This is a genomic window from Candidatus Methylobacter favarea (assembly GCF_902806695.1).
Taxonomy (GTDB): Bacteria; Pseudomonadota; Gammaproteobacteria; order Methylococcales; family Methylomonadaceae; genus Methylobacter_B; species Methylobacter_B favarea.
On sequence record NZ_CADCXN010000113.1, the window covers coordinates 12327 to 38052 of the forward strand.

Annotated in this window: 25 protein-coding genes and 1 pseudogene; 12 read left to right on the forward strand and 14 right to left on the reverse strand. The window is 47.4% G+C overall.

Annotated elements, in window-relative coordinates:
- The first annotated feature begins 1683 nt into the window (after nucleotides 1-1683).
- The gene (locus HUX64_RS17225; RefSeq protein ID WP_174627441.1) at nucleotides 1684-2385 is read left to right on the forward strand and encodes a rhomboid family intramembrane serine protease; all 702 of its coding nucleotides are present in this window, start codon (nucleotides 1684-1686) and stop codon (nucleotides 2383-2385) included.
- Nucleotides 2386-2500: 115 nt separating this feature from the next.
- Complete coding sequence (locus tag HUX64_RS17230) at nucleotides 2501-2827, forward strand: hypothetical protein (protein WP_174627442.1); 327 nt, start codon at nucleotides 2501-2503, stop codon at nucleotides 2825-2827.
- A gap of 704 nt (nucleotides 2828-3531) precedes the next feature.
- Here HUX64_RS17230 and HUX64_RS20180 read toward each other — a convergent pair.
- The 4 genes from HUX64_RS20180 to uvrB all read right to left on the reverse strand — a co-directional run bounded on the left by HUX64_RS20180 (nucleotide 3532) and on the right by uvrB (nucleotide 6473).
- A complete protein-coding gene (locus HUX64_RS20180; RefSeq protein ID WP_281355351.1) occupies nucleotides 3532-3666 on the reverse strand; it encodes a hypothetical protein in 135 nt (44 codons plus the stop codon).
- 289 nt (nucleotides 3667-3955) lie between these two features.
- Nucleotides 3956-4102, reverse strand: a complete 147-nt coding sequence (locus tag HUX64_RS17235) for a hypothetical protein (RefSeq protein WP_174627443.1) — start codon at nucleotides 4100-4102, stop codon at nucleotides 3956-3958.
- Nucleotides 4103-4179: 77 nt separating this feature from the next.
- Entirely contained in the window at nucleotides 4180-4335 is a 156-nt protein-coding gene (locus HUX64_RS17240) for a hypothetical protein (RefSeq protein ID WP_174627444.1), read from the reverse strand.
- Nucleotides 4336-4463: 128 nt separating this feature from the next.
- Complete coding sequence (uvrB, locus tag HUX64_RS17245; RefSeq protein WP_174627445.1) at nucleotides 4464-6473, reverse strand: excinuclease ABC subunit UvrB; 2010 nt, start codon at nucleotides 6471-6473, stop codon at nucleotides 4464-4466.
- 103 nt (nucleotides 6474-6576) lie between these two features.
- Here uvrB and HUX64_RS17250 point away from each other — a divergent pair, with 103 nt between their 5' ends.
- The 3 genes and pseudogenes from HUX64_RS17250 (at nucleotide 6577) to HUX64_RS17260 (ending at nucleotide 9243) form a co-directional block, all read left to right on the forward strand.
- Nucleotides 6577-7758, forward strand: a complete 1182-nt coding sequence (locus HUX64_RS17250) for a pyridoxal phosphate-dependent aminotransferase (protein ID WP_174627446.1) — start codon at nucleotides 6577-6579, stop codon at nucleotides 7756-7758.
- A gap of 311 nt (nucleotides 7759-8069) precedes the next feature.
- Nucleotides 8070-8556, forward strand: a pseudogene (locus HUX64_RS17255) (transposase); the annotation flags it as partial.
- Between the two features lie 465 nt (nucleotides 8557-9021).
- Nucleotides 9022-9243: a hypothetical protein gene (locus tag HUX64_RS17260; protein ID WP_174627448.1), complete on the forward strand. Its 222-nt coding sequence runs from the start codon at nucleotides 9022-9024 to the stop codon at nucleotides 9241-9243.
- Between the two features lie 638 nt (nucleotides 9244-9881).
- Here the strand turns inward: HUX64_RS17260 and HUX64_RS17265 are convergent.
- The 7 genes from HUX64_RS17265 to gshB all read right to left on the reverse strand — a co-directional run bounded on the left by HUX64_RS17265 (nucleotide 9882) and on the right by gshB (nucleotide 15649).
- Nucleotides 9882-11168, reverse strand: a complete 1287-nt coding sequence (locus tag HUX64_RS17265; RefSeq protein ID WP_174627449.1) for a dihydroorotase — start codon at nucleotides 11166-11168, stop codon at nucleotides 9882-9884.
- Complete coding sequence (locus tag HUX64_RS17270; RefSeq protein WP_174627450.1) at nucleotides 11168-12130, reverse strand: aspartate carbamoyltransferase catalytic subunit; 963 nt, start codon at nucleotides 12128-12130, stop codon at nucleotides 11168-11170. The genes HUX64_RS17265 and HUX64_RS17270 overlap by 1 nt, the downstream gene beginning before the upstream one ends.
- A 4-nt stretch (nucleotides 12131-12134) precedes the next feature.
- Nucleotides 12135-12653: a bifunctional pyr operon transcriptional regulator/uracil phosphoribosyltransferase PyrR gene (gene pyrR / locus HUX64_RS17275; RefSeq protein ID WP_174627451.1), complete on the reverse strand. Its 519-nt coding sequence runs from the start codon at nucleotides 12651-12653 to the stop codon at nucleotides 12135-12137.
- Nucleotides 12625-13104 (reverse strand): Holliday junction resolvase RuvX, encoded by a 480-nt coding sequence (ruvX, locus tag HUX64_RS17280; RefSeq protein WP_174627452.1) that lies wholly within the window; start codon nucleotides 13102-13104, stop codon nucleotides 12625-12627. Before ruvX ends, pyrR begins: the two co-directional genes overlap by 29 nt.
- Nucleotides 13105-13213: 109 nt before the next feature.
- Entirely contained in the window at nucleotides 13214-13780 is a 567-nt protein-coding gene (locus HUX64_RS17285) for a YqgE/AlgH family protein (protein ID WP_425484275.1), read from the reverse strand.
- Nucleotides 13781-13821: 41 nt separating this feature from the next.
- Entirely contained in the window at nucleotides 13822-14700 is an 879-nt protein-coding gene (locus tag HUX64_RS17290) for a TonB family protein (RefSeq protein ID WP_174627453.1), read from the reverse strand.
- Nucleotide 14701: 1 nt separating this feature from the next.
- Nucleotides 14702-15649 (reverse strand): glutathione synthase, encoded by a 948-nt coding sequence (gene gshB / locus HUX64_RS17295; protein ID WP_174627454.1) that lies wholly within the window; start codon nucleotides 15647-15649, stop codon nucleotides 14702-14704.
- Nucleotides 15650-15863: 214 nt separating this feature from the next.
- On the opposite strand from gshB, the gene rpmB reads away from it, so the two are divergent.
- Nucleotides 15864-16100, forward strand: coding sequence for a 50S ribosomal protein L28 (gene rpmB, locus HUX64_RS17300; RefSeq protein WP_174627455.1), 237 nt, complete (start codon nucleotides 15864-15866; stop codon nucleotides 16098-16100).
- A gap of 14 nt (nucleotides 16101-16114) precedes the next feature.
- Nucleotides 16115-16270 carry a 50S ribosomal protein L33 gene (gene rpmG, locus HUX64_RS17305; protein ID WP_174627456.1) on the forward strand — a complete coding sequence of 52 codons (156 nt, stop codon included), beginning with the start codon at nucleotides 16115-16117 and terminating at the stop codon, nucleotides 16268-16270.
- Between the two features lie 81 nt (nucleotides 16271-16351).
- Here rpmG and HUX64_RS19915 read toward each other — a convergent pair whose 3' ends face one another.
- Genes HUX64_RS19915 through HUX64_RS19925 form a run of 3 tightly spaced genes read right to left on the reverse strand, consistent with a single transcriptional unit; the run spans nucleotide 16352 to nucleotide 17612 of the window.
- Complete coding sequence (locus HUX64_RS19915; RefSeq protein WP_246247104.1) at nucleotides 16352-16852, reverse strand: rhodanese-like domain-containing protein; 501 nt, start codon at nucleotides 16850-16852, stop codon at nucleotides 16352-16354.
- A 38-nt stretch (nucleotides 16853-16890) separates the two neighbouring features.
- Nucleotides 16891-17337, reverse strand: coding sequence for a cyclic nucleotide-binding domain-containing protein (locus tag HUX64_RS19920; RefSeq protein ID WP_246247105.1), 447 nt, complete (start codon nucleotides 17335-17337; stop codon nucleotides 16891-16893).
- Nucleotides 17295-17612 carry a hypothetical protein gene (locus tag HUX64_RS19925; RefSeq protein WP_246247106.1) on the reverse strand — a complete coding sequence of 106 codons (318 nt, stop codon included), beginning with the start codon at nucleotides 17610-17612 and terminating at the stop codon, nucleotides 17295-17297. Before HUX64_RS19925 ends, HUX64_RS19920 begins: the two co-directional genes overlap by 43 nt.
- Before the next feature lie 247 nt (nucleotides 17613-17859).
- Here HUX64_RS19925 and HUX64_RS17315 point away from each other — a divergent pair, with 247 nt between their 5' ends.
- From HUX64_RS17315 to HUX64_RS17335, 5 genes are all read left to right on the forward strand, one after another.
- Nucleotides 17860-19215 (forward strand): DegQ family serine endoprotease, encoded by a 1356-nt coding sequence (locus HUX64_RS17315; protein ID WP_174627457.1) that lies wholly within the window; start codon nucleotides 17860-17862, stop codon nucleotides 19213-19215.
- A 105-nt stretch (nucleotides 19216-19320) separates the two neighbouring features.
- On the forward strand, nucleotides 19321-19842 hold the full coding sequence (moaB, locus tag HUX64_RS17320; protein ID WP_174627458.1) for a molybdenum cofactor biosynthesis protein B: 522 nt from the start codon (nucleotides 19321-19323) through the stop codon (nucleotides 19840-19842).
- Between the two features lie 2 nt (nucleotides 19843-19844).
- Complete coding sequence (locus HUX64_RS17325) at nucleotides 19845-20240, forward strand: DUF423 domain-containing protein (protein ID WP_174627459.1); 396 nt, start codon at nucleotides 19845-19847, stop codon at nucleotides 20238-20240.
- Complete coding sequence (gene pepN, locus HUX64_RS17330; RefSeq protein WP_174627460.1) at nucleotides 20240-22894, forward strand: aminopeptidase N; 2655 nt, start codon at nucleotides 20240-20242, stop codon at nucleotides 22892-22894. Before HUX64_RS17325 ends, pepN begins: the two co-directional genes overlap by 1 nt.
- A 137-nt stretch (nucleotides 22895-23031) precedes the next feature.
- A complete protein-coding gene (locus tag HUX64_RS17335) occupies nucleotides 23032-25683 on the forward strand; it encodes a UPF0182 family protein (RefSeq protein ID WP_174627461.1) in 2652 nt (883 codons plus the stop codon).
- Nucleotides 25684-25726: the final 43 nt, after the last annotated feature.

A 25726-nucleotide genomic window follows, 5' to 3' on the forward strand; every position in this document is an offset into this window, starting at 1 on the left:
TGTAACGATCCGGTCAAATCCGCTTGACCTGCTGGCGGACTGAACGTATTTCGCTCTGACGAGAAGCAGCAGGCGGGCAATATTAAAAGGGCCATGTTTCGTTAACTGTTAATTGCCGACCTGATCGGACTCGCCGAGATGCACATTAAGGTCGGGAATGCACTGTTCAAGACAGAACGCATTAATTTTGCCTTGGAACAACTGGAGATAGGTCTTGCCATCGAGCCCAATAATTTAACCGGCTTGCGAGAATAAGGCAAGTGCCTGCAACAACTCTCGTTGCCTTGAAAACCATACATTACTCTTGAGTGAAAGAGACTCCATTATCAAGATACATTAGCACGATATTCTAACAATGCGAAAATCGGGGCATTATTGAGCCATGTGGATAAGGATGATTGATAGCTTCATGGCGAAGTAAGGACAGTACAGCCGCACAAATGCGCGTCGAGGCCGCTGCGAACAAACCTTATTGTGAGATCCGATTAAAAGCTCTAGCGTATCTGCGCAATCCCGGCCGATATTGCCGCAGAAAAAATCGCTGAAACTCTGTCTGTTCCAGTTCAGCCAAGCGAAACCTAGAGCAATGATCCGTCGCCTATGATCAAGAGAATTGTTAAATTGTAAAGCTTTAGTTGTCACCGATGTGCCCAGCCCTGCCTTGTCCTTATTCAGAAGCTCTGCGGCTGAAGGTCACCAATGCCCTCGACAGCGGCAACACGACACGCCAAGTCAGCCTTGTATCACGTCAGCTTGTCTTTTGTCTCCACCGTGCCACGTGTTGCCGGCACACCGGCCCTGTTCACAGCCGACAGATCGGCCGTTACAGGCGAGCCTTGCTTTATAAGGCCGAGCTAACCGCAACCAAGGGAGCGCAAGTCCAGGATAGCAAAGCTCAAGGCTAGGTGACGTAAGGCCGCTGAGCGGACCTATGACAAGCTCTGGATAACGGGGTCAATTACTCGATCAGTTTCAGCCTGAGCAAGGCCTGAATTTCTTGAAGCACTGAGGGTATGGGGGTTTCAACTAATAAACAAGTGCGCTAGTGTGACACCAGTTCAACCTCCTCATTTACCTCACCGGGAGACTACCACAACAATCCCTGAATACCTTCTGATAAAACCTCTGGTTTTCTTCGGTCAAGCTAAAAGATTATAGTAGACGTTACTAATCATTCGAGATAACGTTATCGGGGAACCGATGAAAAGATCATAAAACCCATTTGAGGGAACTGAAGGGAAAGAGTCAAGCGTGAACCTATAAAAAACCAGCATGCCACAGCGCAGAATAAGGCAAAAGTGCTATGAGCGGAATTCAAGCTTTAGCACACCTGATTTGCGGCTTTAACAGGGCCAGCGGAGATGAATTAGATTGGAGAGGGATTGGGCTTTGACAAGCGCAAAGTCATTCCATAGGGCAACTGTAAATCTCCCGGCAGATGTAAAGATAACAGCTTGGCGTTTATTGGCTATTTCCATAAAACCCTGAGCCAGCCTTAAAGGATCTGACCATGCTAAGGTTAGGGGCATTTATCCGATTAGTACGGGGAATTAATTTAGGGTTTAAGGTACTACAGTCTGTTGCCAAATTAAATCAACTGACGAGGCTATTTCGAATTTGCATAACTAAATTACTGCATAATAGAAGTGTTAAACAGTTTATTACAACGCAAAGAGAGGAACAATGATACCGATTAGAGATACCGCGCCGTGTAATTCAATACCTTTGGTAACCTGGAGTTTGATCGCAATTTGCATCATTGTTTTTGTTGCCATGCAGTTAATGCCCCTTCAATCAAGTTACCGGATAGTGAATCTTTATGGAATGGTTCCGGTACGATACTCCAACCCGCAATGGGCTATTAGCTCAGGCCTGCCCTTCGATTATTATTTATCATTTTTGACCAGTTTGTTTCTGCATGGAAACTGGCTGCATCTGATTATTAATATGTGGTTTTTGTGGATTTTCGCCGACAGTGTGGAAGATAGAATGGGACATTTACGATTTTTGATCTTTTATTTGATGTGCGGCTTGCTGGCTACTATTCTCCAGTGGTATTTTGATCCCACTCTCGCCATACCGGTTGTGGGCGCATCCGGTGCTATTGCCGGAGTTCTGGCCGCCTATTTTTTTCTATATCCGCTTGAGCGGGTGGTAGTCTGGGTGCCCATATTGTTTTTACCTGTCTTGATTCACGTTCCTGCCATTGCTTTTCTGGGTTTGTGGATCATTATTCAATTACATAATGCAACAACCTCGCTGCTTTTTGAAGGCGTTACTGTTGATGTCGCCTGGTGGGCTCATTTGGGCGGCTTTATTGCCGGTTCTGTTTTGTACCGGTTATTTCTTCGAAAAGATCCGCTTAAGAAAAATGAATTAATTTAGCCTTTTTTAAGGTATAATTCAAAATATCAAAGAGTCTTGCTTCTGGCGATGAAGCAGGTCAGGGGTTGTTTTCTGGCCAAAGGCTATTCAAGTCCTATCGGAAATTCAAAATCATATGAAAAAAATTAATGTTGCATTGGTAAGACTTCTTCAATTTATGGTTTTTACCTTGTTTACCTTTATGGTGATAACCTATTTTGGCGCTATGGTTTTACTGCCGCTTGATGCCATTTCATTGCTGATAAAACTCATGTCCGCCATCGGCTTTAATGGTTTTATTGCTGCTGTTATTGCTATTCCGATTGTCGGTTATTTAAGTTTGCTTGTTTACAAAACCCCCGGGCTTTCGAGGATGATAGTTGATACAGGGGTAGACCTTGTAAAAGCCGGTAAAATAAGGGTTGAGGCGTTTAACGAAATTGCCAGTACAATTAAAGGCTAGTACAACAATCCGTGAATACCCCCTAATAAAACCTCTGGTTTTCTTCGGTCAAGCTAAAAGATTATAGTAGACGTTACTAATAACCCTAGATAACGTCATTGGGGAACCGATGAAAAGATTACAAAACCGACTTGAGGGAACTGAAGGGAAAGAGTCAAGCGTGAACCTATAAAAAACCACTATGCCACGGCGCAGAATGAAGCAAACGCACTGCCTATTATTGAATCCGTCAAAACCCGTAGCATCGGCAATTGTTCTTGAGTGAAAAACGGCCAGACCTTAATTGTTTAATACATCAGCGGTAGTGATCCGGGTTTTGGTGGTATAGAGTCTGGCAAAGGCGACTTTAAAGTAGATGTCGACAAAGGTTTGCTGATAAACCCCGCCGATGCCTTTAAAAATGCCGACCTAAAAAGTGTCCCGGGAACCGGGATAAAACCTAAGCTGCGCGCTATCGATTTCCGCACAGACCTCGTCATCCTGACGGTTCTTTTCCAGGGCGGCAACTTGCGCTTCAGTGAGGATTAGCCCTTGCTCTGCGCCTTTGACCTCTGGCGCTTTGAGGCGATCTTTAAAGGGGGTCAGAGGCTGGCACGCCGCTCGGCGCTACGCACACACCGGCCTTAGGGCACTCATTACTCAGCTGCCACTGGCCGTGAGCCGGATAAGGGATGGCATGAGTCAGCACCGACTGTTCCGTCAGGTCAGCGACCCGGTTTTTCAAGTTCCTGGCTTCGCCTTTTATCGAACAGGGCTTCAACTCCGCCTTGCTCAACCGCTGCTTTATAGCGATACAAGGCAGCGGGACAAGCCCCGCGTCTTACGGGCCCTGGCTGCATTACCCCGCTCTTCCGCCACGCTCAACAAGCCGGCTTTAGGGGTGATGAGGCTTACCTTATTCTCAAGCATGAGGGCGACCTCTTGGGGTGGGATAAAAATTCGACAGGTCTATCTAACTCGTAACCCTTCCTCTTTTCAAGAGCGCTGTCAGGTTAAGTCTGAACTATTACACCTCACCTGGCCACAGACAGAAGACGCACGTACGGCCTCCCTCAACGCAGGCGGCGTGTATCGCCGCGTCTTCGCCCAGGGCTTTACCGGCTTGCCAAGCTTGCAAAGTGGGCGGACTCAAACCCCGCACGGCACAGGCTGGGTCTTGGCCGGCCTAGCCAGCCACCAGCGCCCCGAGCTTTTTTTCAGGATCAGCAAGGCTGCGGCTTCAGCCAGGGCTTGCTCTTTGAACTCGCTGGAATACTGCTGTTTTAGGGTGGGCATTTTTTAATCTCAAATTTCAAAATGTCTGAAAATTTGAGGCGACAACTATTTTGACGCAGGAGATATCGAAGCTGGATTTAATATTGGATGAAATCAGCCGCAAAGTGAATTTCGGCTGCGCCCAAAGCTTTCATAGCAGAGTTCTCAATGGCTAAAGATTTGTCGCGCTGGCGCAGCAATAAACATCCAATATAGCGTTCTACCGGACGCACGATTAGCTTGACTTTATTCAAGATTAGCTTGACTTTATTATTGATGCCCCGCGCGAGTCGTTACCTCCAGCGTCTTCAGTAAAACTCATCGTCTGGCTTGGGGTGAGTGCTGTCACTGCAGATTAAACCACGAGTTTTAAAAATCAGCCTTATGCCAATATTTGCTCCTGCACCAATTTAATTTCATCCCTGATTTTTGCCGCCTGCTCAAATTCCAGATTTTTCGCATGCCGGTACATGGCATCTTCCAATTGCTTCAGCTTTTTACCGGCCTGTTTAGGTGTCATTGCCTTATAATCGGCTGAAAGTTCCGCCACTTTGCTGAATGACTGGGCGGAAGTTATAAATCCTGAACCGGGAATGGCCAGCTGCAATATATCGGTTATTGATTTTAAAACAGTTGCAGGCTGTATATGATGGTCAGCATTAAACTTGCGCTGCTTTTCACGGCGGCGCTCGGTTTCTTCTATCGCCTGCTGCATGGATTTGGTAATCCGGTCCCCATACAAAATAGCTTTACCATTAATATTGCGCGCTGCCCGGCCTATCGTCTGAACCAGGGACACGACTGAACGCAGAAAACCTTCCTTGTCGGCATCGAGTATGGCGACCAACGACACTTCCGGTATATCAAGGCCTTCGCGCAACAGGTTAATGCCTACCAGCACATCAAACTGTCCCAGCCTTAGATCCCGAATAATCTCAACCCTTTCCACGGTATCAATATCCGAATGCAAATACCGCACCCGCACCTCATGCTCGGACAGATATTCCGTCAAATCTTCGGCCATTCTTTTTGTGAGCGTGGTCACCAACACGCGTTCTTTTAGAACGACGCGCTTGTTGATTTCCGATAATAAGTCATCAACCTGCGTCGTTGCCGGGCGCACTTCCACTTCAGGATCAATCAGGCCAGTCGGCCTGACAACCTGTTCGGCAAAAACGCCTGAATGCTCCTTTTCATACGGGCCCGGAGTTGCCGACACATAAATTCTCTGCGGCGATTTGATTTCGAATTCTTCAAATGTCAACGGCCGGTTATCCAGAGCGGACGGCAATCTGAAGCCGTATTCCACCAGTGTTTCCTTGCGCGAACGGTCGCCTTTATACATGGCGCCGATCTGCGGCACCGTGACATGGCTTTCATCAATAATAACCAGCGCATCATCGGGTAAATAATCAAACATGGTCGGCGGCGCTTCTCCCGGCCCCCGGCCCGACAGATAGCGGGAGTAATTTTCAATGCCGGAGCAATAGCCCACTTCCAGAATCATCTCAAGATCAAACAGCGTCCTTTGCTCAAGCCGCTGCGCTTCAACGAGTTTATTCATTGAATGCAACTGCTTCAGACGCTCTTTAAGCTCTATCTTGATCGCATCCACTGCCGACAATAACTGCTCCCGCGGCGTAACATAATGATTTTTCGGATAAACCGTATAACGCGCGATTCTTTTGACGATTTCGCCCGTTAACGGATCGAACAATGATAATCTTTCAACTTCATCATCAAATAACTCTATTCTTAACGCTTCCTGGTCGGATTCGGCGGGGAAAATATCAATGACATCGCCGCGGACGCGGTAAGTTGCCCGGCGCAGTTCCGTATCATTGCGGGTGTACTGCATGTCTGCAAGACGCCGCAAAATACTTCGCTGATCAATCATGTCGCCTTTTACCAGATGCAACACCATTTTGAAATACGATTCGGGCTCGCCCAATCCATAAATGGCTGAAACCGTTGCGACAACAATCGTATCTCCCCTTTCTATTAACGCCTTGGTTGCCGATAAACGCATCTGCTCTATATGCTCATTAAGCGAGGCGTCCTTGTCGATAAAGGTATCCGACGCCGGCACATAGGCTTCCGGCTGGTAATAGTCATAATAAGAGACGAAATATTCAACGCTGTTCTCGGGAAAAAACTCTTTCATCTCGCCATATAACTGGGCAGCCAGCGTTTTATTGGGCGCCATAATCATGGCCGGACGCTGAACTTTATCAATAACATTGGCTATGGTGAAAGTTTTACCCGAACCCGTTACGCCCAGCAACGTCTGGTGAACTTCGCCGTTGCTTAAGCCTTCAACCAGCTGCCCTATCGCTGTGGGCTGGTCGCCGGCCGGGTGAAACCGGCTGTGAATTTTAAATTGCTTTTTCACTTACACATTCTCATAGACATTATTTTTAACACTAGGCTTTTAGAAAGCCATTATACATAGCGTATAATTCTTTATTTTAGACCTGAATTTTACACGGCGGACCATGAGCATCAAACTTTCTGACAGAGTCAAAGCAGTCAAACCTTCACCCACATTGGCCGTAACAGCCAGAGCCGCGCAAATGCGCGCGGCAGGCAAAGACATCATCGGCCTCGGCGCCGGCGAGCCGGACTTTGACACCCCGGATCATATTAAAGCGGCAGCAGTCAAGGCCCTGGACAATGGCTTTACCAAGTATACGGCCGTTGACGGCATTCCCAGCCTGAAAAAAGCCATTATCGCTAAATTTAAAAAGGATAACGGGTTTGATTATCAGCTTAATCAAATTCTGGTGTCCTGCGGCGGCAAACAAAGTTCCTACAATTTAACCCAGGCCCTGCTTAACTCGGGCGATGAGGTTATTATTCCGGCACCCTTCTGGGTTTCTTATCCTGACATGGTGCTTTTGGCTGACGGCGTGCCGGTTATTATTGAAAGCACACAGAATCAGCATTTTAAAATTTCGCCCGAGCAATTGCGCGCGGCCATTACCGCTAAAACCCGGCTGATCTTTATCAACAGCCCCTCCAATCCATCAGGTATTGCCTATTCCCTGGAAGAGCTCAAGGCTTTGGGCGATGTGCTCAAGGATTTTCCCGAGATTATTATCGCAACCGATGATATGTATGAACATATACTCTGGGAGCAAGGCACGTTTGTTAATATTTTAAATGCCCACCCTGAATTTTATGACCGCACAGTCGTCTTAAACGGCGTTTCCAAAGCCTATTCCATGACCGGCTGGCGCATCGGTTATGCGGCAGGCCCTGCCAACCTGATTAAAGCCATGGGCACTATTCAGTCGCAAAGCACCTCTAACCCGACCTCCATTTCGCAGGTTGCGGCAGAAGCCGCCCTGACCGGCGACCAAGGCTTTATTGACCGCATGTGCACCGAATTCAGACAACGCCATGATTATGTAGTTTCCGAGCTCAATAAAATTGACGGCGTAGAATGCCTTGAAACAGACGGTACGTTTTATGTTTTCCCCAGCGTAAAAAAGCTTATAGCCAGACTGGAGGGTATCAACGACGACCTGGAATTTTCCGAATATTTAATCGAAAAAGCCGGCGTTGCCTTAGTGCCAGGCTCTGCTTTCGGCTGCCCCGGCCATATCAGGATTTCGATAGCGACCAGCATGGCGAATCTGCAGAATGCTATGGAGCGAATTAAGAAAGCGATTTAAGATTTTGCAGGGGTAAGGCAAATCTTAAAAGCCTAATCATTTAAAGGAATGTGCACAATTTTCTTATTTACTTTGCGTGGTCATTTTTGCGGATTGTGATCATCAAAAAGTTTCGTCATTCCGGCAGGGCGTGGGAATCCAGGCACAAGGATGTGAATGCATGATTGAGTATTGTGCTTAAATCAAGCGATCGCATAACTGGCAACTTGCCGTCCGTGGCGCTGAATACCCGTGTCCGGCGGGCATGTTAATATTCTGGCTTTTCCGCAACTGCTGTCAAGCTGCTCAACGATGTTCCGAACTGCGCGCCCCGGCTCAAACCGGGACGCAGCGCCAAGACGAGCTTGTGCATCGTTGATGCTCAAAGCGTCAAAAACACCGATGGCGCCAGAGATAAAGCTTATGAAGCCGGCAAAAAGGTAGCGGGCCTCAAGCGTCATATCTTTGTTGATAGCCCAGCTTTGCCGCCTGCGATAGCCGTCACCACGGCCAATATCACCGATCACCTGGGGGCGCTGGAGGCCATTGCCCGGAACTTGACAGGCTTATCGGCGGTTGCTTCGCTGTTAGGCGATGGCGGCTTTACAGGGCAGCCTTTTGCTGAGGCCGTCCAGCGTTCGCCAGGTGCCGCCCTACAAGTCCCCAAACGCCATGAGCTTCATACCTTGGCGGTGCTTGCGTAACGTGGGGTAATCGAGCGATTCTTTGCCGGGCTGGAAAAATACCGAACGCTTGCTTGACACCCGCTTACAATTTGTCAATTTGGCTGTCTTGGCGTTATTGCTGAGAAGATATTGAACAGATTCTTAGAAAAGAAGTTTGACCAGTATTTGAAAACTACCGATTGGGGCTAAATGACGCAGGGCTCAAAGTATCGGAAGACGTCTACCCAGATGCGCTTACGCTAATCCAAAGTAAATCTATTCAATTACCCTAACCGGCCTCATTATCGATAAGGGCGAAGATTTTGGTTTGAATGCCTTCCGGTTAATTCGGCAAATGGTCCCTGAGGATAAAAACGATTTATTCATTCTCGGAGAGGCTCGCCAACGAATTTATGGTAGCAAAGTGGTTTTGAGTCAATGTGGCATTAAAATCATTGGCCGTAGCCGTAAGTTACGGGTTAACTACCGAACAACTGAGCAAATCAGACGAGGTGCGGTCTCGTTGTTGAATGGTATTCTTTTTGAACGACTTTGATAATGGCGTAGACGAACAAAGAGGTTATCGTTCTCTAACGACTGGGGTAGAACCTATTATCCAGTGTTTGCTAGTGCCAAATTGGAAGCCGGATTTATTGTTAATTCTCTGAAAAAGTTAATAGAACAGGACTTAGCTAAGGCCTGTATTTCTGTCAGAAGGCATACCGATATGGAACGTTATCTGGCGGCCTTGGGAGAATCGGGTATTGCCTTTTATCAAATTGATCAGAATACGCTCGATAACACCGCGCAACCCGGAGTCAGGTTAGCAACTATGCATTGAGTCAAGGGGTTTGAGTTTGATTATATGTAAGTCGCCCGAGTCAATGAAGGTGTTGACCATTAGCTGCTTTAGAATCAGATGACCCGACGATTACTAGAGAACACGATCAGCCCGAAAGATCTTTATTGTATGTAGAATTACTCGAGCTAAACGTTTTTGTGCCCTTTCTGGGTTTGGTAAGTTTTCTCGGAATATACTTAAAAAAAGTGACTTGTATTAGCTCAAATATTTTTCAGAGCCATGCTTAGCAATAATAAAGTGAGAAAACCGCAGTTGACTTATTTCAGCTAACTCTTATTTAAACTCTGGACTTTACAATAGCCCAGCACGAATCGATAAAGGGTCAGCTCGCACCGGCTGGCGCAAACATTCAGCTACAACTTGCTGCTATGTACAGCAAGGCTTTTCTTGAGGTTTTGCTATACGCCAGACCTCAAATACCCAACATTTGTCAGGCTTAAGCGCCGGGGAATTTCTCCGGAATGCGTTCGTTGTAGAATAGTTTGCGGGTTAACTTTAGTAATTTCACTGCTTTATTCCATACCAACAAGCCTTGATATTGCTCGTCAAAGGCCGCAATCCTGCTGCCTCGACCCGTTTGAATGTATTCGCCCGCGGCCGTGGGGATGGCCCTTGCCTTAAAAGTCTTCCAGACGATGAATAATTCTGCCCGCTTGCACGGTGCAGGTTACCCGGCCTTTCAATGTCCGGCCCCAGAAAGGCGTATTGATGCCCTGGCTTTTCCAGTTGTCAGAGTTGACTTGCCAGTCCAGGTCAGGATCAAAAATGCATACATCCGCGGAAAAGCCAGGTGTCAAGGCGCCGCTTTTTATGCGGAGAATACGGGCAGGATTTTTGCTCAGCGCTGCTATGCCCTGTTCCAGTGTGATGGCTTTTTCTGCGACCAGTTTGAGCATTAATGGCAAGACGGTTTCCAGTGATGACATCCCCGGCTCTGTTTCCGGAAATGCACCCAATTTGGCATCCAGATCATGGGGTTGATGATCAGAGCACAGACTGTCGAGCATGCCGCTAGCCAGGCCATGTCTTAGATACTGCTTGTCGGTCTCGCTGCGTAAAGGCGGCAATACATGGTAGATGCTGTCAAAAGGCGCCATATCATTTTCGGTTAGATGCAGCTGATGAATGGCGGCGTCCGCGCTGACATCCAGGCCGTATTTTTTTGCCTGATGTATCTTGATTACCGAACGCTTGCAGCTTAACTGGCCAAAATGCACGCGGCAGCCGGTAAGTTCGACCAGTTCCAGGCATTGGGCCAGTGCTATGGTTTCAGCGGCATCAGGGATGCTCGGCAGTCCGTATCGGGTTGAAAACGCGCCTTCATGGGCGCAGCCGTTATTGCTCAGCCAAAAGTCATTAGGCCGAAACATTAACAATAAGTCATGGCTCGCGGCATATTCCAATGCCCGCCTTAATATCAGCAGGTTTTTTACCGGTTCATTAGCATTGCTGACGGCAATACAGCCGGCCTGTTTCAGCGACAGCATGGAGCTTAATTCCGCGCCTTCCAGTTTCTGGGTAAGGGCGGCGATCGGGTAAATTTGCTCATAGCCGGCTTTTTTCGCCAGATCCCTGACCAGTTCCGCAACTGCCGGCGTATCGATAGGCGGAGTGGTATCCGGCTGCAGGCACATGGTGGTTATGCCGGCGCAGGCCGCAGCACGGGTTTCACTTTTAAAATTTGCCTTGCGGCTGTGTCCCATATCCCGCAGGCGCGTACTCAAGTCAATAAAGCCCGGGCAAACTATCTGGTTTTTGGCGTCAATGACATGGGTGGGCTGGAAACCGGCCGGCTCATCAGTGACGGAGATAATTTTTCCGGCAGCGATATAAATAGAGCCGATGCGGTCGATTTTACTGGCCGGGTCGATGAGTCTTCCGTCTTTAATGTGCAGCTGATTCATCAGGCAAGTCCCTGTTTTTGCATCGCCATAGCCATAATCGCCATACGGATGGCGATGCCGTTGCTGACTTGCTTCAGGATGACCGACTGCGGGCCGTCAGCCACTTTTGAATCAATTTCGACACCGCGGTTAATCGGCCCTGGATGCATAACGATGGCATCGGGCTTGGCGATTTTCAGCTTATCTTCAGTAAGCCCAAAACATTTGAAATATTCGCTTTCACTGGGCAGCAACGCCGAGCTCATGCGTTCTTTTTGCAGGCGCAGCATGGCAATAACATCCATATCCTTGAGTCCTTCCGTCAGATTATGAAAAACCCTGACGCCCAATGTTTCAACATGCGCAGGGAGCAGGGTCTTGGGAGCGATAACCCTGATTTCGGCAACGCCCAGGGTATTTAGTGCCTGAATCTGTGAGCGGGCAACACGGGAATGCAGAATATCGCCGATAATAGCCACGCGCAGATTTGAAAAGTCTTTTTTTATCTGGCGAATGGTAAACATATCCAGCATGGCCTGGGTTGGATGAGCATGTTGCCCGTCGCCGGCATTGATGACGCTAATATGCGGGGCAGTATGTTGGGCTATAAAATGGGCGGCGCCGCTGACAGCATGGCGCACCACAAACATGTCCACATGCATGGCTTGCAGGTTGCGAATGGTGTCGAGCAGGCTTTCGCCTTTTGAAGTTGAAGAGGTCGCAATGCTCATGCTTAACACATCGGCGGATAAGCGTTTTGCAGCCAGTTCAAAGGTCGTGCGTGTGCGCGTGCTGTTTTCAAAAAACAGGTTGACGATAGTTTTGCCGCGCAGCAAAGGGACTTTTTTAACCTTTTGTCCGGACATGCCTACAAATGATTCAGCCATATCCAGAATTTCTGTTAACAGGCTTTTGTCCAGGCCCTCGATAGTCAGAAAATGCCTGAGCTTACCCTCCTGATTTAACTGCAAGTCATCAGGCATGGATTTAGGCAGCTACTTCGATGGTTTGCAACTCAATAGTCAATGGCTCAGGACCGGTCAGTTTAAGGCGCTGGTCTGCATTCAGGATAATGCTTGCGCCGGCGCAATCGGGATTGATTGGAATTTGTTTGCCGTCACGTTTTATCAGCACTGCCAAAACCACCTGCTTGGGCCGCCCATAATCGAAAATTTCATTCAAGGCTGCACGGATAGTTCTTCCGGTATAAAAAACATCATCGATCAGGATAATGTCACGACCTTCAATATTTGGCGGCAATTGGCTGGGCTTTACATTGGGATTGACGCCGATCCGGGAAAAATCGTCCCGGTAAAAGGAAATATCCAGAAGCCCCAGCGCTTCCTCGATATTGAGCCGCTGATGCATGTGTTCGGCAATCCATACGCCGCCGGTACGAATGCCTATCATCAGCGGGCTAGTCAGTTTTCTTTCAACAATGCTGCGTCTCAGCGCGGCTTCCAGGTTATTAAGCAGGTCAGGAATTTGTAGGTAGTTCAGGGTCATTTTGGGTAGTGTGGTTATTGAGCCAGGTCTGCAAGATAAGCTGGGCAGCCAGTTGATCCTGTACTTTCCAGAGTCTGGTTGCCGTGAGGCTGACTTCATCAAATAGCATTTGCTTGGCTTCAAATGTCGACAAGGTTTCATCCTGCTGATAAACAGGCAGTTGATAGCGGCCTTCCAGTTGCCGGCAGAATTTTAACATGCGCAAGGTCACAGCGTTGTCCGAACCGTCCGCCTGTCTTGAAATACCCACCACTAAGCCTGCAGGTTGCCACTCGTTTATCAACGTCCTGATTGTTTCCCAATCAGGACGTTGATTAATAGAACGGATGGTTTGCAGTGAACTGGCTGTAGAGGTGGTCGTTTGACCTACCGCTACGCCTATTTTTTTAGTACCGAAATCAAAGCCCAGATAAGTATCGGCATGGGCTTTGGATAACAAGGGATCTCGCATAGTCTGGCCTCTAACTGATCAAAAGGCCAGGTGGACAAGGGGCAAGATGAGAGTCAATAAGCAAGACTGGCTCTACGGCAGTGATTAAGTGCAGAACAACGGACTGGATTTAGCCATGTCCGGCCGGCATGGTTAATTGATTAATATCAATACCAATTTGCCCCGCTGCCGCGCTCCAGCGCAGGTCAACCGGTGTATCAAATAAAACTCCGGTAGCAAAAGGCGTATTCAGCCAGGCATTATCCAGCATTTCTTTTTCCAGTTGCCCTTCGCCCCAGCCTGCATAACCTAAAGCGACCAGGTATTTTTCAGGCCCTTTTCCTACAGCAATGGCCTCGATTACATCCCGGGAGGTGGTCAGGGAAATGGCTTCTGAGACCGGCAAGGTAGCATCCCAATTGCCTCCGGCAGGGTGGATCACGAAACCGCGCTCCTGCTGTACAGGGCCGCCAGCAAATACAGGGGCTTGTGCTGCAACGGAAGAAGTTGCCCGTATATCCATTTGCTTAAAAATTTCGCCCAGCTTCATTTGTGCCGACCTGTTAATGACTATGCCTAATGCCCCCTCTTGATTGTGCTGGCATAAATAGGTTACGGTATGGGAAAAATTAGGATCCGCCAAACCCGGCATGGCGATAATAAACTGGTTGTTAAAGTAAGTAGCGCGGCTCATCATAGGCTTATGTATCGTGTTAGTGGTTAGCTTTGCAAATATTCCTATCGTGTGGTCATGCCTGATTCATCAGAGAACTTCCATACTCTGGTGATTATCAGAACATCCAGTTCTTTAAGTAGTTCAGTTGGTAAAGGCGCAAACGGCGCGCTGATTCTGACAATTCGTTCAGCTGCTTCGTCCAGAGCCTGATTTCCGGAAGACTGATTGATGCGTATACTGTAAATATCCCCGTCTGCCTTAATACCTACATCCATAATCAGTGTAGCCGAGAAATTTTTCTTGGCCGCCACTTCCGGGTAATTAAGATTGCCCGTTCGTTCCACTTTACCTTCCCAATCCTTTATATATTGAGCGGCCACATATTTATGCGCACTCACTGAATTAACGAACTTTACCTTGGCCTGATCAGCATTCTGCTGGCTGTGCCTGATCTCGGTGCCCATTTGGGTAATTTGTTGCTGTAAAGTCTCGCGCGATAAGTGCGGATGTTTTTCCTTGGTATTGGCAACAGCGGCTTTAGCCGTTGCCGCAACGAGCTTGTTTTCAGCTTTTTGCCGGGTAATAATTTTTTGCTTTGCTTTGGGCCTGCTTTGCTGCTGCGCGCTCTTATTGAGCTGTTGTTTCTGGCTATTGTTCCGGCTGGAAAGCTTTTGTGCTGGCGGTTCGGGTTTTCTGCTTTCTTTGCCTGCGCCCAGCTGATTTTCCTGAGCCAGAAATTTTGCTTTTTCAGGGGTTTTTTTGACCGGTGTATTGACTAGCGTAATGTCTATGGATCTGCTGGTTTTTTCCGCTTGAGGCGGTGTGAAACCAATACCCAATATAATAACAACATGTGCGACAGCCGCCATAAACAGGGCTACCAATAACGAATCATTATTGGATGAAGAAGCAGACGGATAGAACGTTGCCGGATTTGTCATATTAGTGAATCGTCTTTTCAATATGATCCATCAGCAGCCCGGCAATATTAAGCCCAAACTGACGATCCAGTTCCTGCACGCAGGTAGGGCTGGTTACATTAATTTCAGTCAGCTTATCGCCTATTACATCAAGTCCTGCAAAAACCAGCCCCCTTTGCCGGAGTGCAGGCCCGACTTCACTGGCAATCCAGTGATCTCTTTTTGTCAATGGACGGCCTTCCGCAGAGCCGCCGGCCGCAAGATTGCCGCGGGTTTCACCTTGAGCCGGTATACGCGCCAGGGCATAGGGCACTGCTTCACCGTTAACCACTATAATGCGCTTATCGCCGTCCTTAATTGCGGGCAGATACTTTTGCGCCATAACATACCGCTTGTTATATTGAGTCATAGTTTCCAGTATCACGCTGAGATTGGGATCGCCCGGACGCAAATGAAAAATTGATGTGCCGCCCATGCCATCCAGGGGCTTTAGTATAATTTCTCCCTGTTCCTGAAGAAAGCTCCTGATTCTGGCGGCTTCTCTGGCCACCAGGGTTTCAGCGCAGCACTGCGGAAACCAGGCGGTAAAAAGCTTTTCATTGGCATCCCGCAACGACTGCGGTTTATTTACCACATAGACACCCAAATTTTCCGCGCGTTCCAATAAATACGTGGCATAAATATATTCCTGATCGAAAGGCGGATCCTTGCGCATCATAATTACATTCAGCTGATCCAGTGGAATATCCTGTTCTGAAATAAACCGGTGCCACTGTTGTTCATGGCGCTCAACCTGTAAGGTCCTGGTCCGGGCATAAGCTCTGCCGTTTCTAAGATACAAGTCATTAAGCTCCATATAATGCAATTCCCAGCCCCTAGCCTGGGCTTCAAGCAACATGGCAAAACTGGTATCTTTTTTAATATTTATATGGGCTATGGAGTCCATGACCATACCGAACTTGATAAGCATTATTATCCTGTTAAAGCAATAAGGAAACGTCCCTTTGAGGACGAAGCCAATGATGGGGCCGAGATCTGAAGCCGACAAGTCGATTTGATTACTTTAAAACATACCTGGTCAGCGCTAGTAAGGTTCATTTTATAGATTGTTATTTACCTTGAAAAGATTTTTTGGTATAAAGACCAGCTAACTTTCAGATTTAGGCACAGACTAGAGGTTCATCATGTCCAGAGTATGTCAGGTAACAGGAAAACATCCGATTACCGGTAATAACGTATCACACGCCAACAACAAAACCAAAAGACGCTTTCTTCCCAATCTGCAATTCCACCGATTTTGGGTAGAAACCGAGAACCGCTGGCTTCGTCTTCGGATTTCCGCCAAGGGCATGCGTATCATTGATAAAAAGGGCATTGATGCTGTTCTGGCTGATATGCGCAGTAATGGCGATAAAATCTAAAGAGGAGAGAGAAAATGCGCGATAAAATTAAACTGGTTTCTACGGAAGGCACCGGGCACTTTTACACCACGACAAAAAACAAGCGAACCATGCCTGAAAAAATGGAGATTAAAAAATTTGACCCGGTTGTTCGCAAACATGTGCTGTACAAGGAAGCCAAAATCAAATAATTACGGCTTGCTGATCTCGCTTATGTGGCCAAACCACAGCTGATTGTTCTGTGGTTTTGCTGACTGTTCCGATTGAATCCTTCATTTAGCGGCCTTAAGTCTCTCCAGAACCTGAGTCAATTTTTCCATCTGTCTGGATAAAATTCGATACCGCTTTTCAATATGCTCCTTTTCAAGCGTCAGCTCCCGGTATTTATCCGTGAGTTGACGGTTCGTTTTTCTCAGGTTTTCATTTTCTGATTTAAGAAATTTTATCTGGTTTTCCCAATCGCTACCGGCAGCAACTAGTGAATGATCATCAGACTCCGGCCGATTTTTCAGAGCAACGCTTTCTCCGGATTCAATCAGCGTCTCAATGCCGTCGTCTATTTTAAAATGAGCGGTTTCATTGCCCGGATCGGGCGCAATGCCTTCCATTCCGCCTTTTAAAATCCTGGCGTTAAATTTATGCTTAAGCAATAAAAATGCCGCCGCCTCACTGATCTTTCCGTCAGCGCAAACAACGATCACGGGTTTTTCACGATTCAGGGTCTTAAGCTGCATTCGTAGTGAGAAAAACGGCGCATTAATACTGTAATTCAAATGCCGGACATTATATTCCTCCTGGGAACGAACATCGATTAAAGCGGCTCCTGTTTTAATGCCTCCAGCATCACTGCATAATTTACAAACTTTAAAGACGGCTTCTTTACCCAGGATAAAAAATGTTTTTTCTCCAGACGCAATAAACTCATATCCGTCAATGCCGTAATGGTTACATTCCGGGGCGCATCGGATATCAGAGCATCTTCGCCAAAGGTGTCACCGTTTCGCAGTCGGGCTAATTTAATATCTTTCGCGGTTGGCGACGGCTTTCGGGCTAGCTGGCATTCCCCGCTTTTTATCAAATAAAAGTAATCACCGGCGCTGTCTTGCTCAACAATGATCTCGCCTTTATTAAAACTGATCATTTCCATGCTCATTAAAATTTTTTGTAAATTTATGGGCGGAAGGCATTGAAAAACTGGCAATTTCAGTAAGGCTGTCATCCAGTCATCCTGATCGGCTTCAGGCTCTTCAGTGACCATATACGAGTTGTCCTCTTTATAACAAAGGGGGGCGGACTATTAACAATATCAGCATCGAGGCGCAAAAAACGCACTATTCTCTTTGCTATTGCATCAATTTTTCTCGAAATCTTGTGAGCTAATGCAAATCGTGCAGGTTCACTTCCAGCGCTAATAACTTCACCGATAAGGCCTTCTGCCTTAAGAATAACTTCGCCCTTTAACAAATAGACAAGGTCGGTGTCCGTATTTCCTTTTTTAAATAAAACTTCGCCTCGGGATTCCTGTACAGTCATTTCGACGCATAATTCGCTAAACCGGGCGCCCGGCCATTTGTTATGCGGGATTCACTTGCGAATAAGCCCGCCGTCTTCAGTGTTCAACTCCCCAGCCATCAAAATAACTTAAGCGAGATCATTTAATTGGATAGTAGATTATTATGTCCCGATGGTCAGGAAACTATAGACTTTAACCTTGGGTCTTGTATTAAATACTTTTAAATATATAGTGTCTATTAAGCCGTTTAACGCTCAGGGAGCCATAATGAAGAATAAGTTATTGAAACAGCTGGTATGTATATCTTTTTTATCCATTTTTATTCCTCCGATATCTCAGGCTGCCCTGCCGGCTTTTGTCGAAGGCGGCCAGTTGCCCTCGCTTGCTCCGATGCTTGAGCGCAGCATGCCGGCGGTAGTGAATATCTCGACATCGACCAATATCGAGATTAGGGACAATCCGCTCATGCAGGATCCGTTTTTTCGTTACTTTTTTAATGTGCCTGATCAGCCCCGTCAACTGCAGCGTAACAGTCTGGGTTCAGGCGTGATTATCGACAGCCAGCACGGCTATGTCCTGACTAATAATCACGTAATCGATAAGGCCAGTAAAATTATGGTGACCTTAAATGACGGGCGCCAGCTCAACGCCGAATTAATCGGCGCCGATCCCGAAGCCGATGTGGCGGTAATTCATATTCCTGCCGATAATTTAACACAGCTGCCAATAGCCGACTCAAGCCAGTTGAAAGTCGGTGATTTTGTCGTCGCCATCGGTAATCCGTTTGGCCTGGGCCAGACAGTAACATCCGGCATTATCAGCGCCCTGGGACGTTCCGGTCTTGGCATAGAAGGGTATGAAGATTTTATCCAGACCGATGCTTCAATTAATCCGGGCAATTCCGGAGGCGCGCTCGTTAATCTGCGGGGCGAATTCATCGGCATGAACACGGCGATTCTCGCACCCACAGGCGGAAATGTCGGCATAGGCTTTGCCATTCCCTCCAATATGGCTATGACGATTAAGGACGCGCTGGTTAAACACGGGGAAGTCCGCCGCGGTTTGTTAGGGGTAATCACCCAGGATTTGACGCCTGAACTGGTCAATGCGTTTAATCTGAAAAGCAGGCAAGGCGCGGTTATCAGCCGGATTGAAAGTAACTCCCCGGCCGCAAAAGCCGGTTTGGAGCCCGGCGATATTATTGTCGCCGCTAATGGCCGACCGATTAGAAACAGCTATGATCTTCGCAATATCATTGGCCTTATGCAAATTGGCGATCAGGTGAGCCTGGAATATTTTCACGGCAGTGAAAAAAAAGAAGTTACCGCCACTATCGGCAAAGCGACGCGCGCACAATTGGCCGGAGAGAATCTCCACCCGAGACTGCGGGGCGCCTTATTGACTGCAACGCAAAAGGATCAGGTTGAAGGGGTTTTAATTGCCAAAATCGACAGTTCATCGCCTGCCTGGCGTGCTGGTCTCCGCGCCGGAGACGTTATCGTTTCCGCTAATCGCTATCGTATTCGCAATCTTGTCGAATTAAGACAGGTGGTTGATCCTAACGAGGCTTTGCTGCTTAATATTCAGCGGGGACAGGAAGGCTTCTTTGTTGTGTTAAAGTAATGTCAAAGATTAAAAATGTTATTGCTCATATCAATAACAGAAATCTGTATTTTTGCCGAATCAGCAAAGAGTCGACAGGGCATTTTTTCATATTGATATAAAACCGTGACTGCTGAAAAACAATTTATACCGTTAAACATTGCCGTGCTGGTGGTATCCGACAGCCGTACTGAGGCCGATGATGTATCCGGCAACCTGCTGGTTGAGCGCGCAATTGATGCAGGACACTGCGTTATTGAAAAGAAAATTGTGCCTGATAATATTTACCGGATCAGGGCCGCGGTTTCCAGCTGGATTGCCGCGGATGCGATTAATGTAGTATTAACCACAGGCGGCACGGGCGTAACCGGCAGAGACGGCACTCCGGAGGCGGTTGAGCCTTTGCTGGATAAGACGCTGGCCGGTTTTGGCGAAATTTTCAGAATGATTTCCTATCAGGAAATTAAAACCTCGACCATTCAGTCTCGGGCCATTGCCGGCGTCGCCAATGCGACCTATATATTTTGTCTGCCCGGTTCATCAGGAGCATGCCGCACCGCCTGGGATGTATTAATCAGGGAGCAACTTGATTACCGCACCCGGCCCTGCAATCTGGTGCAGCTCATGCCCAGGCTGAGGGAGGAATAACAGTGCATTCTGTGTTTTTATTTCTCGGCGCTATAAATGCATTTATCGGCGTCGGCATGGGCGCCTTCGGCGCGCATCGCCTAAAAGTCCTGTTAAGTCCGGAAATGTTAAGCGTTTATCAAACCGGTGTCACCTATCATATGTGGCATGCGCTGGGCCTGATCAGCATTGGGCTTATCCGGCAGCAAGCGCCTGATTCCAGCCTGTTGCGTTGGGCGGGGTGGCTGATGTTCATCGGCATAATTCTTTTTTCCGGCAGTTTATATTTACTGGCAATATTAAATATAAGAGGTCTGGGTATAATTACCCCTTTCGGCGGCCTTGCTTTTTTAACAGCCTGGCTATTGCTTAGCCTTTTCGCCGCCAGGAACAACTTGACATTACCAGGAAAAAAATAATGCGCGACGCTAATCTCCACACCATTTACCTGAAAGACTATACAGCTCCCGAGTATCTTATTCACAACGTGGCCCTGAATTTTGTCCTTGATGAGGAAAAAACCCGGGTTACCTCAAGGCTCACCATGAGCCGCAACCCCGCCAGTCAGTCGCGCGACCAGTCACTGACTTTAGCCGGCGAAAACCTGATATTAATCCGTATAAATCTGAATGACGGGAATGACCTGACCGAAGAGCAGTACCAACTGACTCATGACTCATTAATTATTAATGAAGTGCCGCAGCAGCAAAATTTTATCCTTATCATCGAAAACCTGATTAATCCGAAAGCCAATACCGCCCTGGAAGGGCTATATCTGTCCAACAGCATGTTGTGCACGCAATGCGAAGCGGAAGGCTTTAGAAAAATCACTTATTTTCTGGACCGTCCCGATGTGATGGCGAAATTTACCACGACTTTGGTTGCCGATAAGAATCGCTATCCGGTTTTATTGTCGAATGGCAACAAAGTCGATCGAGGCGAATTGCCCGGTAATCTTCACTGGGTGACCTGGGAAGATCCGTTCAACAAGCCCTGTTATTTATTTGCGCTGGTTGCCGGGCGGCTGGAATGTCTGGAAGACAGCTTTACGACGCTGTCCGGCCGCCGCATCAGCTTGCAAATCTTCGTCGAAAAACAGGATATCGATAAATGCGGCCATGCCATGCAATCGCTGAAAAACGCCATGCGCTGGGATGAGAAGGTCTATGGACGCGAATATGATCTGGATTTATATATGATCGTCGCAGTAAGCCATTTCAATATGGGTGCGATGGAAAACAAGGGACTTAATGTATTCAATACCAAATTTGTGCTGGCCCGGCCCGATACGGCCACTGACTCTGATTATGAGCATATTGAAGGCGTTATCGGCCATGAATATTTCCATAACTGGACCGGCAACCGCATCACCTGCCGGGACTGGTTCCAGCTCAGCCTGAAAGAAGGTTTTACGGTATTTCGCGATCAGGAATTTACCGGCGACCGGACCTCGAAAGCCGTAAAACGCATTGAAGACGTCAATATGCTGCGCACCCGCCAGTTTGCCGAAGACGCAGGCCCTCTGGCGCATCCGGTACGCCCTGAGTCCTACATTGAAATCAACAATTTTTACACCTTGACCGTGTATGAAAAAGGCGCGGAAGTGGTAAGAATGATACATACCTTGCTGGGAGCTGAAGGCTTTCGCAAAGGCAGTGATTTATATTTTGAGCGCCATGACGGGCAGGCCGTTACCTGCGATGATTTCATCAAGGCCATGGAAGACGCCAACGCGGCGGATTTGAAACAATTCCGGCGCTGGTATTCCCAGGCCGGCACGCCGGTAGTAAGTGTGCAGCAGCATTATGATCAAGCTACAAAAACGCTTGCCTTAACCCTCAGGCAAAGCTGCCCGCCGACTCCCGGGCAAGCGGTTAAAGAACCGCTGCATATTCCCGTTAGAATAGGCCTGCTTAATAGCGACGGCTCTATAGCTTCCTGCCTGATGCAAGGCACGAATCAGGCCACTGAAGAAGTGATTCTGCCGCTAACCCAATCAGAACAATCCTTTACTTTCGAGAATTTACCGGCGTCAAAGCCCATTCTTTCCATTCTAAGAGGATTTTCAGCACCTGTTAAACTGGTGCTGGAGCGCAGTCTTGAAGAACTGGCCTTTTTATTAAGCTACGACCGCGATACCTTTAATCGTTGGGAAGCGGGACAACAGCTGGCCGGCCAGATAATCTCAGGACTAATCGCCGATGTGCAACAAGGCCGGGAACTCCAGGTAAATCCAGTTTTTATCAAGGCATTCAAACAGGTACTGGAGCAAGCCTGGGATGACTTATCCTATTTTTCCTTATTGCTCAGCCTGCCCTCGGAAACCTATCTGGCAGAGCAAATGCAGTTTATTGATGTAGAAGCCATTCATAAAGCCAGAGAATGTGTTGCACTAACGCTAGCTGAACAGCTACAAGCGCAGTTTAAAACCTTGTACCTGGCCAATAATCGTGAAGAGTCAGGGCAGTTTGATGCCGGCGCTATCGGACGCAGACGGATTAAAAACACTTGCCTGGGTTATTTAGGCAAACTGGAAAATAAAGAGATTCAGGAGTGGGCGACTACAGCCCAGAACACCGCTAAAAATATGACTGACCAAATTGCAGCGTTGGCGGTTATCGTCAATAATCCGCATCCTGCCAGACAATCCTGTCTGGATAATTTTTACCGGCAATGGCAGGCCGAAGCGCTGGTCATTGATAAATGGTTTGCCTTGCAAGCTTCCAGTCCCATGCCGGATACATTTGCCAAGGTTCTGTCACTCATGAAGCATCCGGCCTTTGACTTAAAAAACCCGAATCGCGTCAGAGCTTTAATCGGAGCCTTCAGCCAGGCCAATCCGCTGCATTTTCATGCCGCCAATGGTCAGGGTTATCAATTTCTCGCCGATCAGATTATTGCCCTGAACTCCCTCAATCCGCAGGTCGCTTCCCGCATGGTGAATGCGTTAACTTCATGGCGCCGGTATGATAAGGCAAGACAGGAGTTGATGACGGCACAACTAAAAAGAATTATTTCTACTGAAGCGATTTCCGGCGATGTTTACGAAGTGGCGAGTAAAAGTCTTCTCTGAAACATCAGCGCCGGGGATATGTTTTTGCCCCTAATTGCTCGTTAAATCATCCGGAACGTTGCATTGGCTGATAAAATATAAAATTATCGCCAATGCCATGCATATAATCGTTAAAAGCTCATCGCCGAGAGGACACTATGGGGAACTGGAAATTTTTACCCGCCTTGATTGGGTCGGTACTGGTAGTTGGTATTGTTTTATATGTCGCCTTTTACTTCATTTTCCTGCATTTTTTCGTTGACTTATGGTGGTTTGAGTCCTTAAAGCTCGAGTTTTATTTCTGGCTGAGACTGCTTTACAAGTTTTTTCTTTTTGGCGGAGTAACGCTGGCTTTCTTCACCATTTTCTTTTTGCATTTCTGGATCGCTTCGCGTTATCTGGGTTTAAACCCGCCTGATGACGTGCTGGGCAATTTAGAGAAAAACAGGCGGTTTCAACACTTGGCTGATCAATTCATGAGCGGGTCGGTAAAAATCTACACACCCATATCGCTGATTCTGGCGATGGTGGTCGCCATACCTTTTTATAAACAGTGGGAGACGGCTTTACTGTACTTTTATGGCAGGGATTCGGGCTTAACCGAACCGGTTTATGGCAATGATATCAGCTTTTATTTATTGTCCTATCCCATTTATATGCTTATCCAGCAGGAGCTGCTGAGCACCGCTATTCTGATTTTCCTACTGGTCGGCATTTTGTATTGGCTGGAACACAATTTTGTGCCGAATCAGCGCAAACAATATCCTCTCGGCGCTAAAATCCATTTGATTGTTTTAATCGTTTTTGTGCTGATATATGTGGTGTGGGGATTTCTGCTGCAACGTTTTTCACTGCTTTATACCGATACTCATGAGCCTGTATTTTATGGTCCCGGATTTGTAGAAATCCGTTACCAATTGCCGCTTATCTGGCTGGGAATTATTACTTTTCTGGCAACCGCTATCACTGCAAGCATATTTGTTTTTTCAGACCAGCATCGCATTAAAGCGCCGTTTATAATTTCCCTGCTTGCCTTTATCGGTGTTTTACTGCTGCCAAAAAGCCAGTTTATCCCCGACTTAATCCAGAAATATATTGTTGCTCCAAATCCTGTCAAGGCCGAAAAGCCGTTTATGGATAACAATATTAAAGCGACCCTGGATGCGTATGATTTAAAAAACATCAAGACTATTGATCTGACTATCAAGTTAAACGCAACTCAGGATATTGAGACCTGGGGCAACCAGAAGCGCTTTGAGAATATTCCGGTATGGGACAGGGAATATCTCATTGACAGTTATAAGCAGCTACAGGAAATAAGGCCGTATTACCGCTTCCTGGCTGTCGATGAAGATCGCTATTTTATTCTCGACCATACCCGACAGGTTAATCTGGCCGCCCGGGAGGTCAACATATCGAAACTGCCCGAGGCAGCGCAAAACTGGGAAAATACCCATTTGCGCTATACCCATGGCTATGGCGCCGTTGTTACGCCTGCCGCCCAGGATGCAGATAAACCGCTGGTTTGGTATCTGCGCGATTTAAATATGTACTCCGATGTGGGGCTAAATGTTAAACATCCGGATATTTATTTTGGCCAGGAACAGTATGACTACGCCATAGTACCGAATAAACTCAATATAGTGGGAATTGCCGGTACGGCGTCAATGGAAGGGGAGGAGTACAAAGGCGAAGGCGGCATACCCATTTCTTCCTATTTCAGAAAAGCGCTGTTGAGTTTTTATTTCCAGGATCCGAAAATATTTTTTTCAGTCAATATTTCCACCCGGAGTCAGCTATTGATGCGCAGAAATATAACTGAGCGTATTACCAGGATCGCCCCGTTCCTGCATCTTGACAAGGACCCTTACCTGGTGCTGAGCAACGACAGATTTTACTGGATTCAGGACGCTTATACCTTGTCCCCCTGGTATCCGGTTTCCAAATCTGCCGCCGATGATTTTCTTGAGGGCAATCAGAAATTTAACTATATTCGCAACTCGGTCAAGATCATTGTAGATGCGCTGGATGGCGACGTGGACTTTTATATTTCTGATCCTTCAGACGCCATTATTCAGGCATACAGAAGAATTTATCCGGGACTGTTTAAAAATCTTGAAGAAATGCCGGCTGAGTTGCGTAAGCATTTGCGCTATCCGCGGGATCTGTATTATCTGCAGATGAAAGTTTATGCAAGATACCACCAGCGCACCCCCGAATTATTCTACGAACAAGCCGAAACCTGGCAATTTGCCAATGTCCGGAGACAACCGGTACGGCCTTATTACCAGACAATGGATTTCGGCAACTGTAATAACCGGGAAGAATTTGTCATGATCAATCCGATGACGCCGGTTAACAGGGATAACCTGAGCATGATCGGGGTGGCCGGCATAGTGGATGGAGCAAATTGCGGACTGGATTACAAACCGGGCATTACTGTTTACAGGTTCGGTAAGGAGGTGCAGGTCAATGGGCCGGCTCAGGTTGAAGCGTTGATTAACCAAAATCCGGAAATATCCGCGCAGTTTACCTTATGGGGACGTTATGGCTCGACGGTAAAAATGGGCCGAATGATTATTCTGCCGATGGGCAATACCATTCTTTATGTACAGCCTATCTATCTGGTTTCGATCAAGACCAAAATACCCGAATTGACCAGGGTCATTGTCTCTATCGGCAATGAGGTAGTAATGGATAGAACCTTATGGTCGGCATTTGAGCGTTTAAAGAAAATATACATTCAGGGCGCCGCCCAGACTGAGGGGGCAGAAACGCTAAAGGCGATTGAAAAACCGGAAGGTGAGTAGTACCTTGTTTGAAGCGCGGTAAATGGCGGCAATTATTGCTCTG

Excerpts from the sequence above, each read along its gene's own strand:
- HUX64_RS19925 (WP_246247106.1), bottom strand. The coding sequence starts at position 17,612 with ATGACTGTACAGGAATCCCGAGGCGAAGTTTTATTTAAAAAAGGAAAT.
- HUX64_RS17270 (WP_174627450.1), bottom strand. The coding sequence starts at position 12,130 with ATGCCTGATGACTTGCAGTTAAATCAGGAGGGTAAGCTCAGGCATTTT.
- rpmB (WP_174627455.1), top strand. The coding sequence starts at position 15,864 with ATGTCCAGAGTATGTCAGGTAACAGGAAAACATCCGATTACCGGTAAT.
- pyrR (WP_174627451.1), bottom strand. The coding sequence starts at position 12,653 with ATGACCCTGAACTACCTACAAATTCCTGACCTGCTTAATAACCTGGAA.
- HUX64_RS17230 (WP_174627442.1), top strand. The coding sequence starts at position 2,501 with ATGAAAAAAATTAATGTTGCATTGGTAAGACTTCTTCAATTTATGGTT.
- HUX64_RS17290 (WP_174627453.1), bottom strand. The coding sequence starts at position 14,700 with ATGACAAATCCGGCAACGTTCTATCCGTCTGCTTCTTCATCCAATAAT.
- HUX64_RS17335 (WP_174627461.1), top strand. The coding sequence starts at position 23,032 with ATGGGGAACTGGAAATTTTTACCCGCCTTGATTGGGTCGGTACTGGTA.
- gshB (WP_174627454.1), bottom strand. The coding sequence starts at position 15,649 with ATGCTTATCAAGTTCGGTATGGTCATGGACTCCATAGCCCATATAAAT.
- HUX64_RS17265 (WP_174627449.1), bottom strand. The coding sequence starts at position 11,168 with ATGAATCAGCTGCACATTAAAGACGGAAGACTCATCGACCCGGCCAGT.
- HUX64_RS17235 (WP_174627443.1), bottom strand. The coding sequence starts at position 4,102 with ATGCCCACCCTAAAACAGCAGTATTCCAGCGAGTTCAAAGAGCAAGCC.
- rpmG (WP_174627456.1), top strand. The coding sequence starts at position 16,115 with ATGCGCGATAAAATTAAACTGGTTTCTACGGAAGGCACCGGGCACTTT.
- HUX64_RS20180 (WP_281355351.1), bottom strand. The coding sequence starts at position 3,666 with ATGCAGCCAGGGCCCGTAAGACGCGGGGCTTGTCCCGCTGCCTTGTAT.
- HUX64_RS17315 (WP_174627457.1), top strand. The coding sequence starts at position 17,860 with ATGAAGAATAAGTTATTGAAACAGCTGGTATGTATATCTTTTTTATCC.
- HUX64_RS17285 (WP_425484275.1), bottom strand. The coding sequence starts at position 13,780 with ATGATGAGCCGCGCTACTTACTTTAACAACCAGTTTATTATCGCCATG.
- HUX64_RS17250 (WP_174627446.1), top strand. The coding sequence starts at position 6,577 with ATGAGCATCAAACTTTCTGACAGAGTCAAAGCAGTCAAACCTTCACCC.
- HUX64_RS19920 (WP_246247105.1), bottom strand. The coding sequence starts at position 17,337 with ATGGTCACTGAAGAGCCTGAAGCCGATCAGGATGACTGGATGACAGCC.
- HUX64_RS17225 (WP_174627441.1), top strand. The coding sequence starts at position 1,684 with ATGATACCGATTAGAGATACCGCGCCGTGTAATTCAATACCTTTGGTA.
- pepN (WP_174627460.1), top strand. The coding sequence starts at position 20,240 with ATGCGCGACGCTAATCTCCACACCATTTACCTGAAAGACTATACAGCT.
- ruvX (WP_174627452.1), bottom strand. The coding sequence starts at position 13,104 with ATGCGAGATCCCTTGTTATCCAAAGCCCATGCCGATACTTATCTGGGC.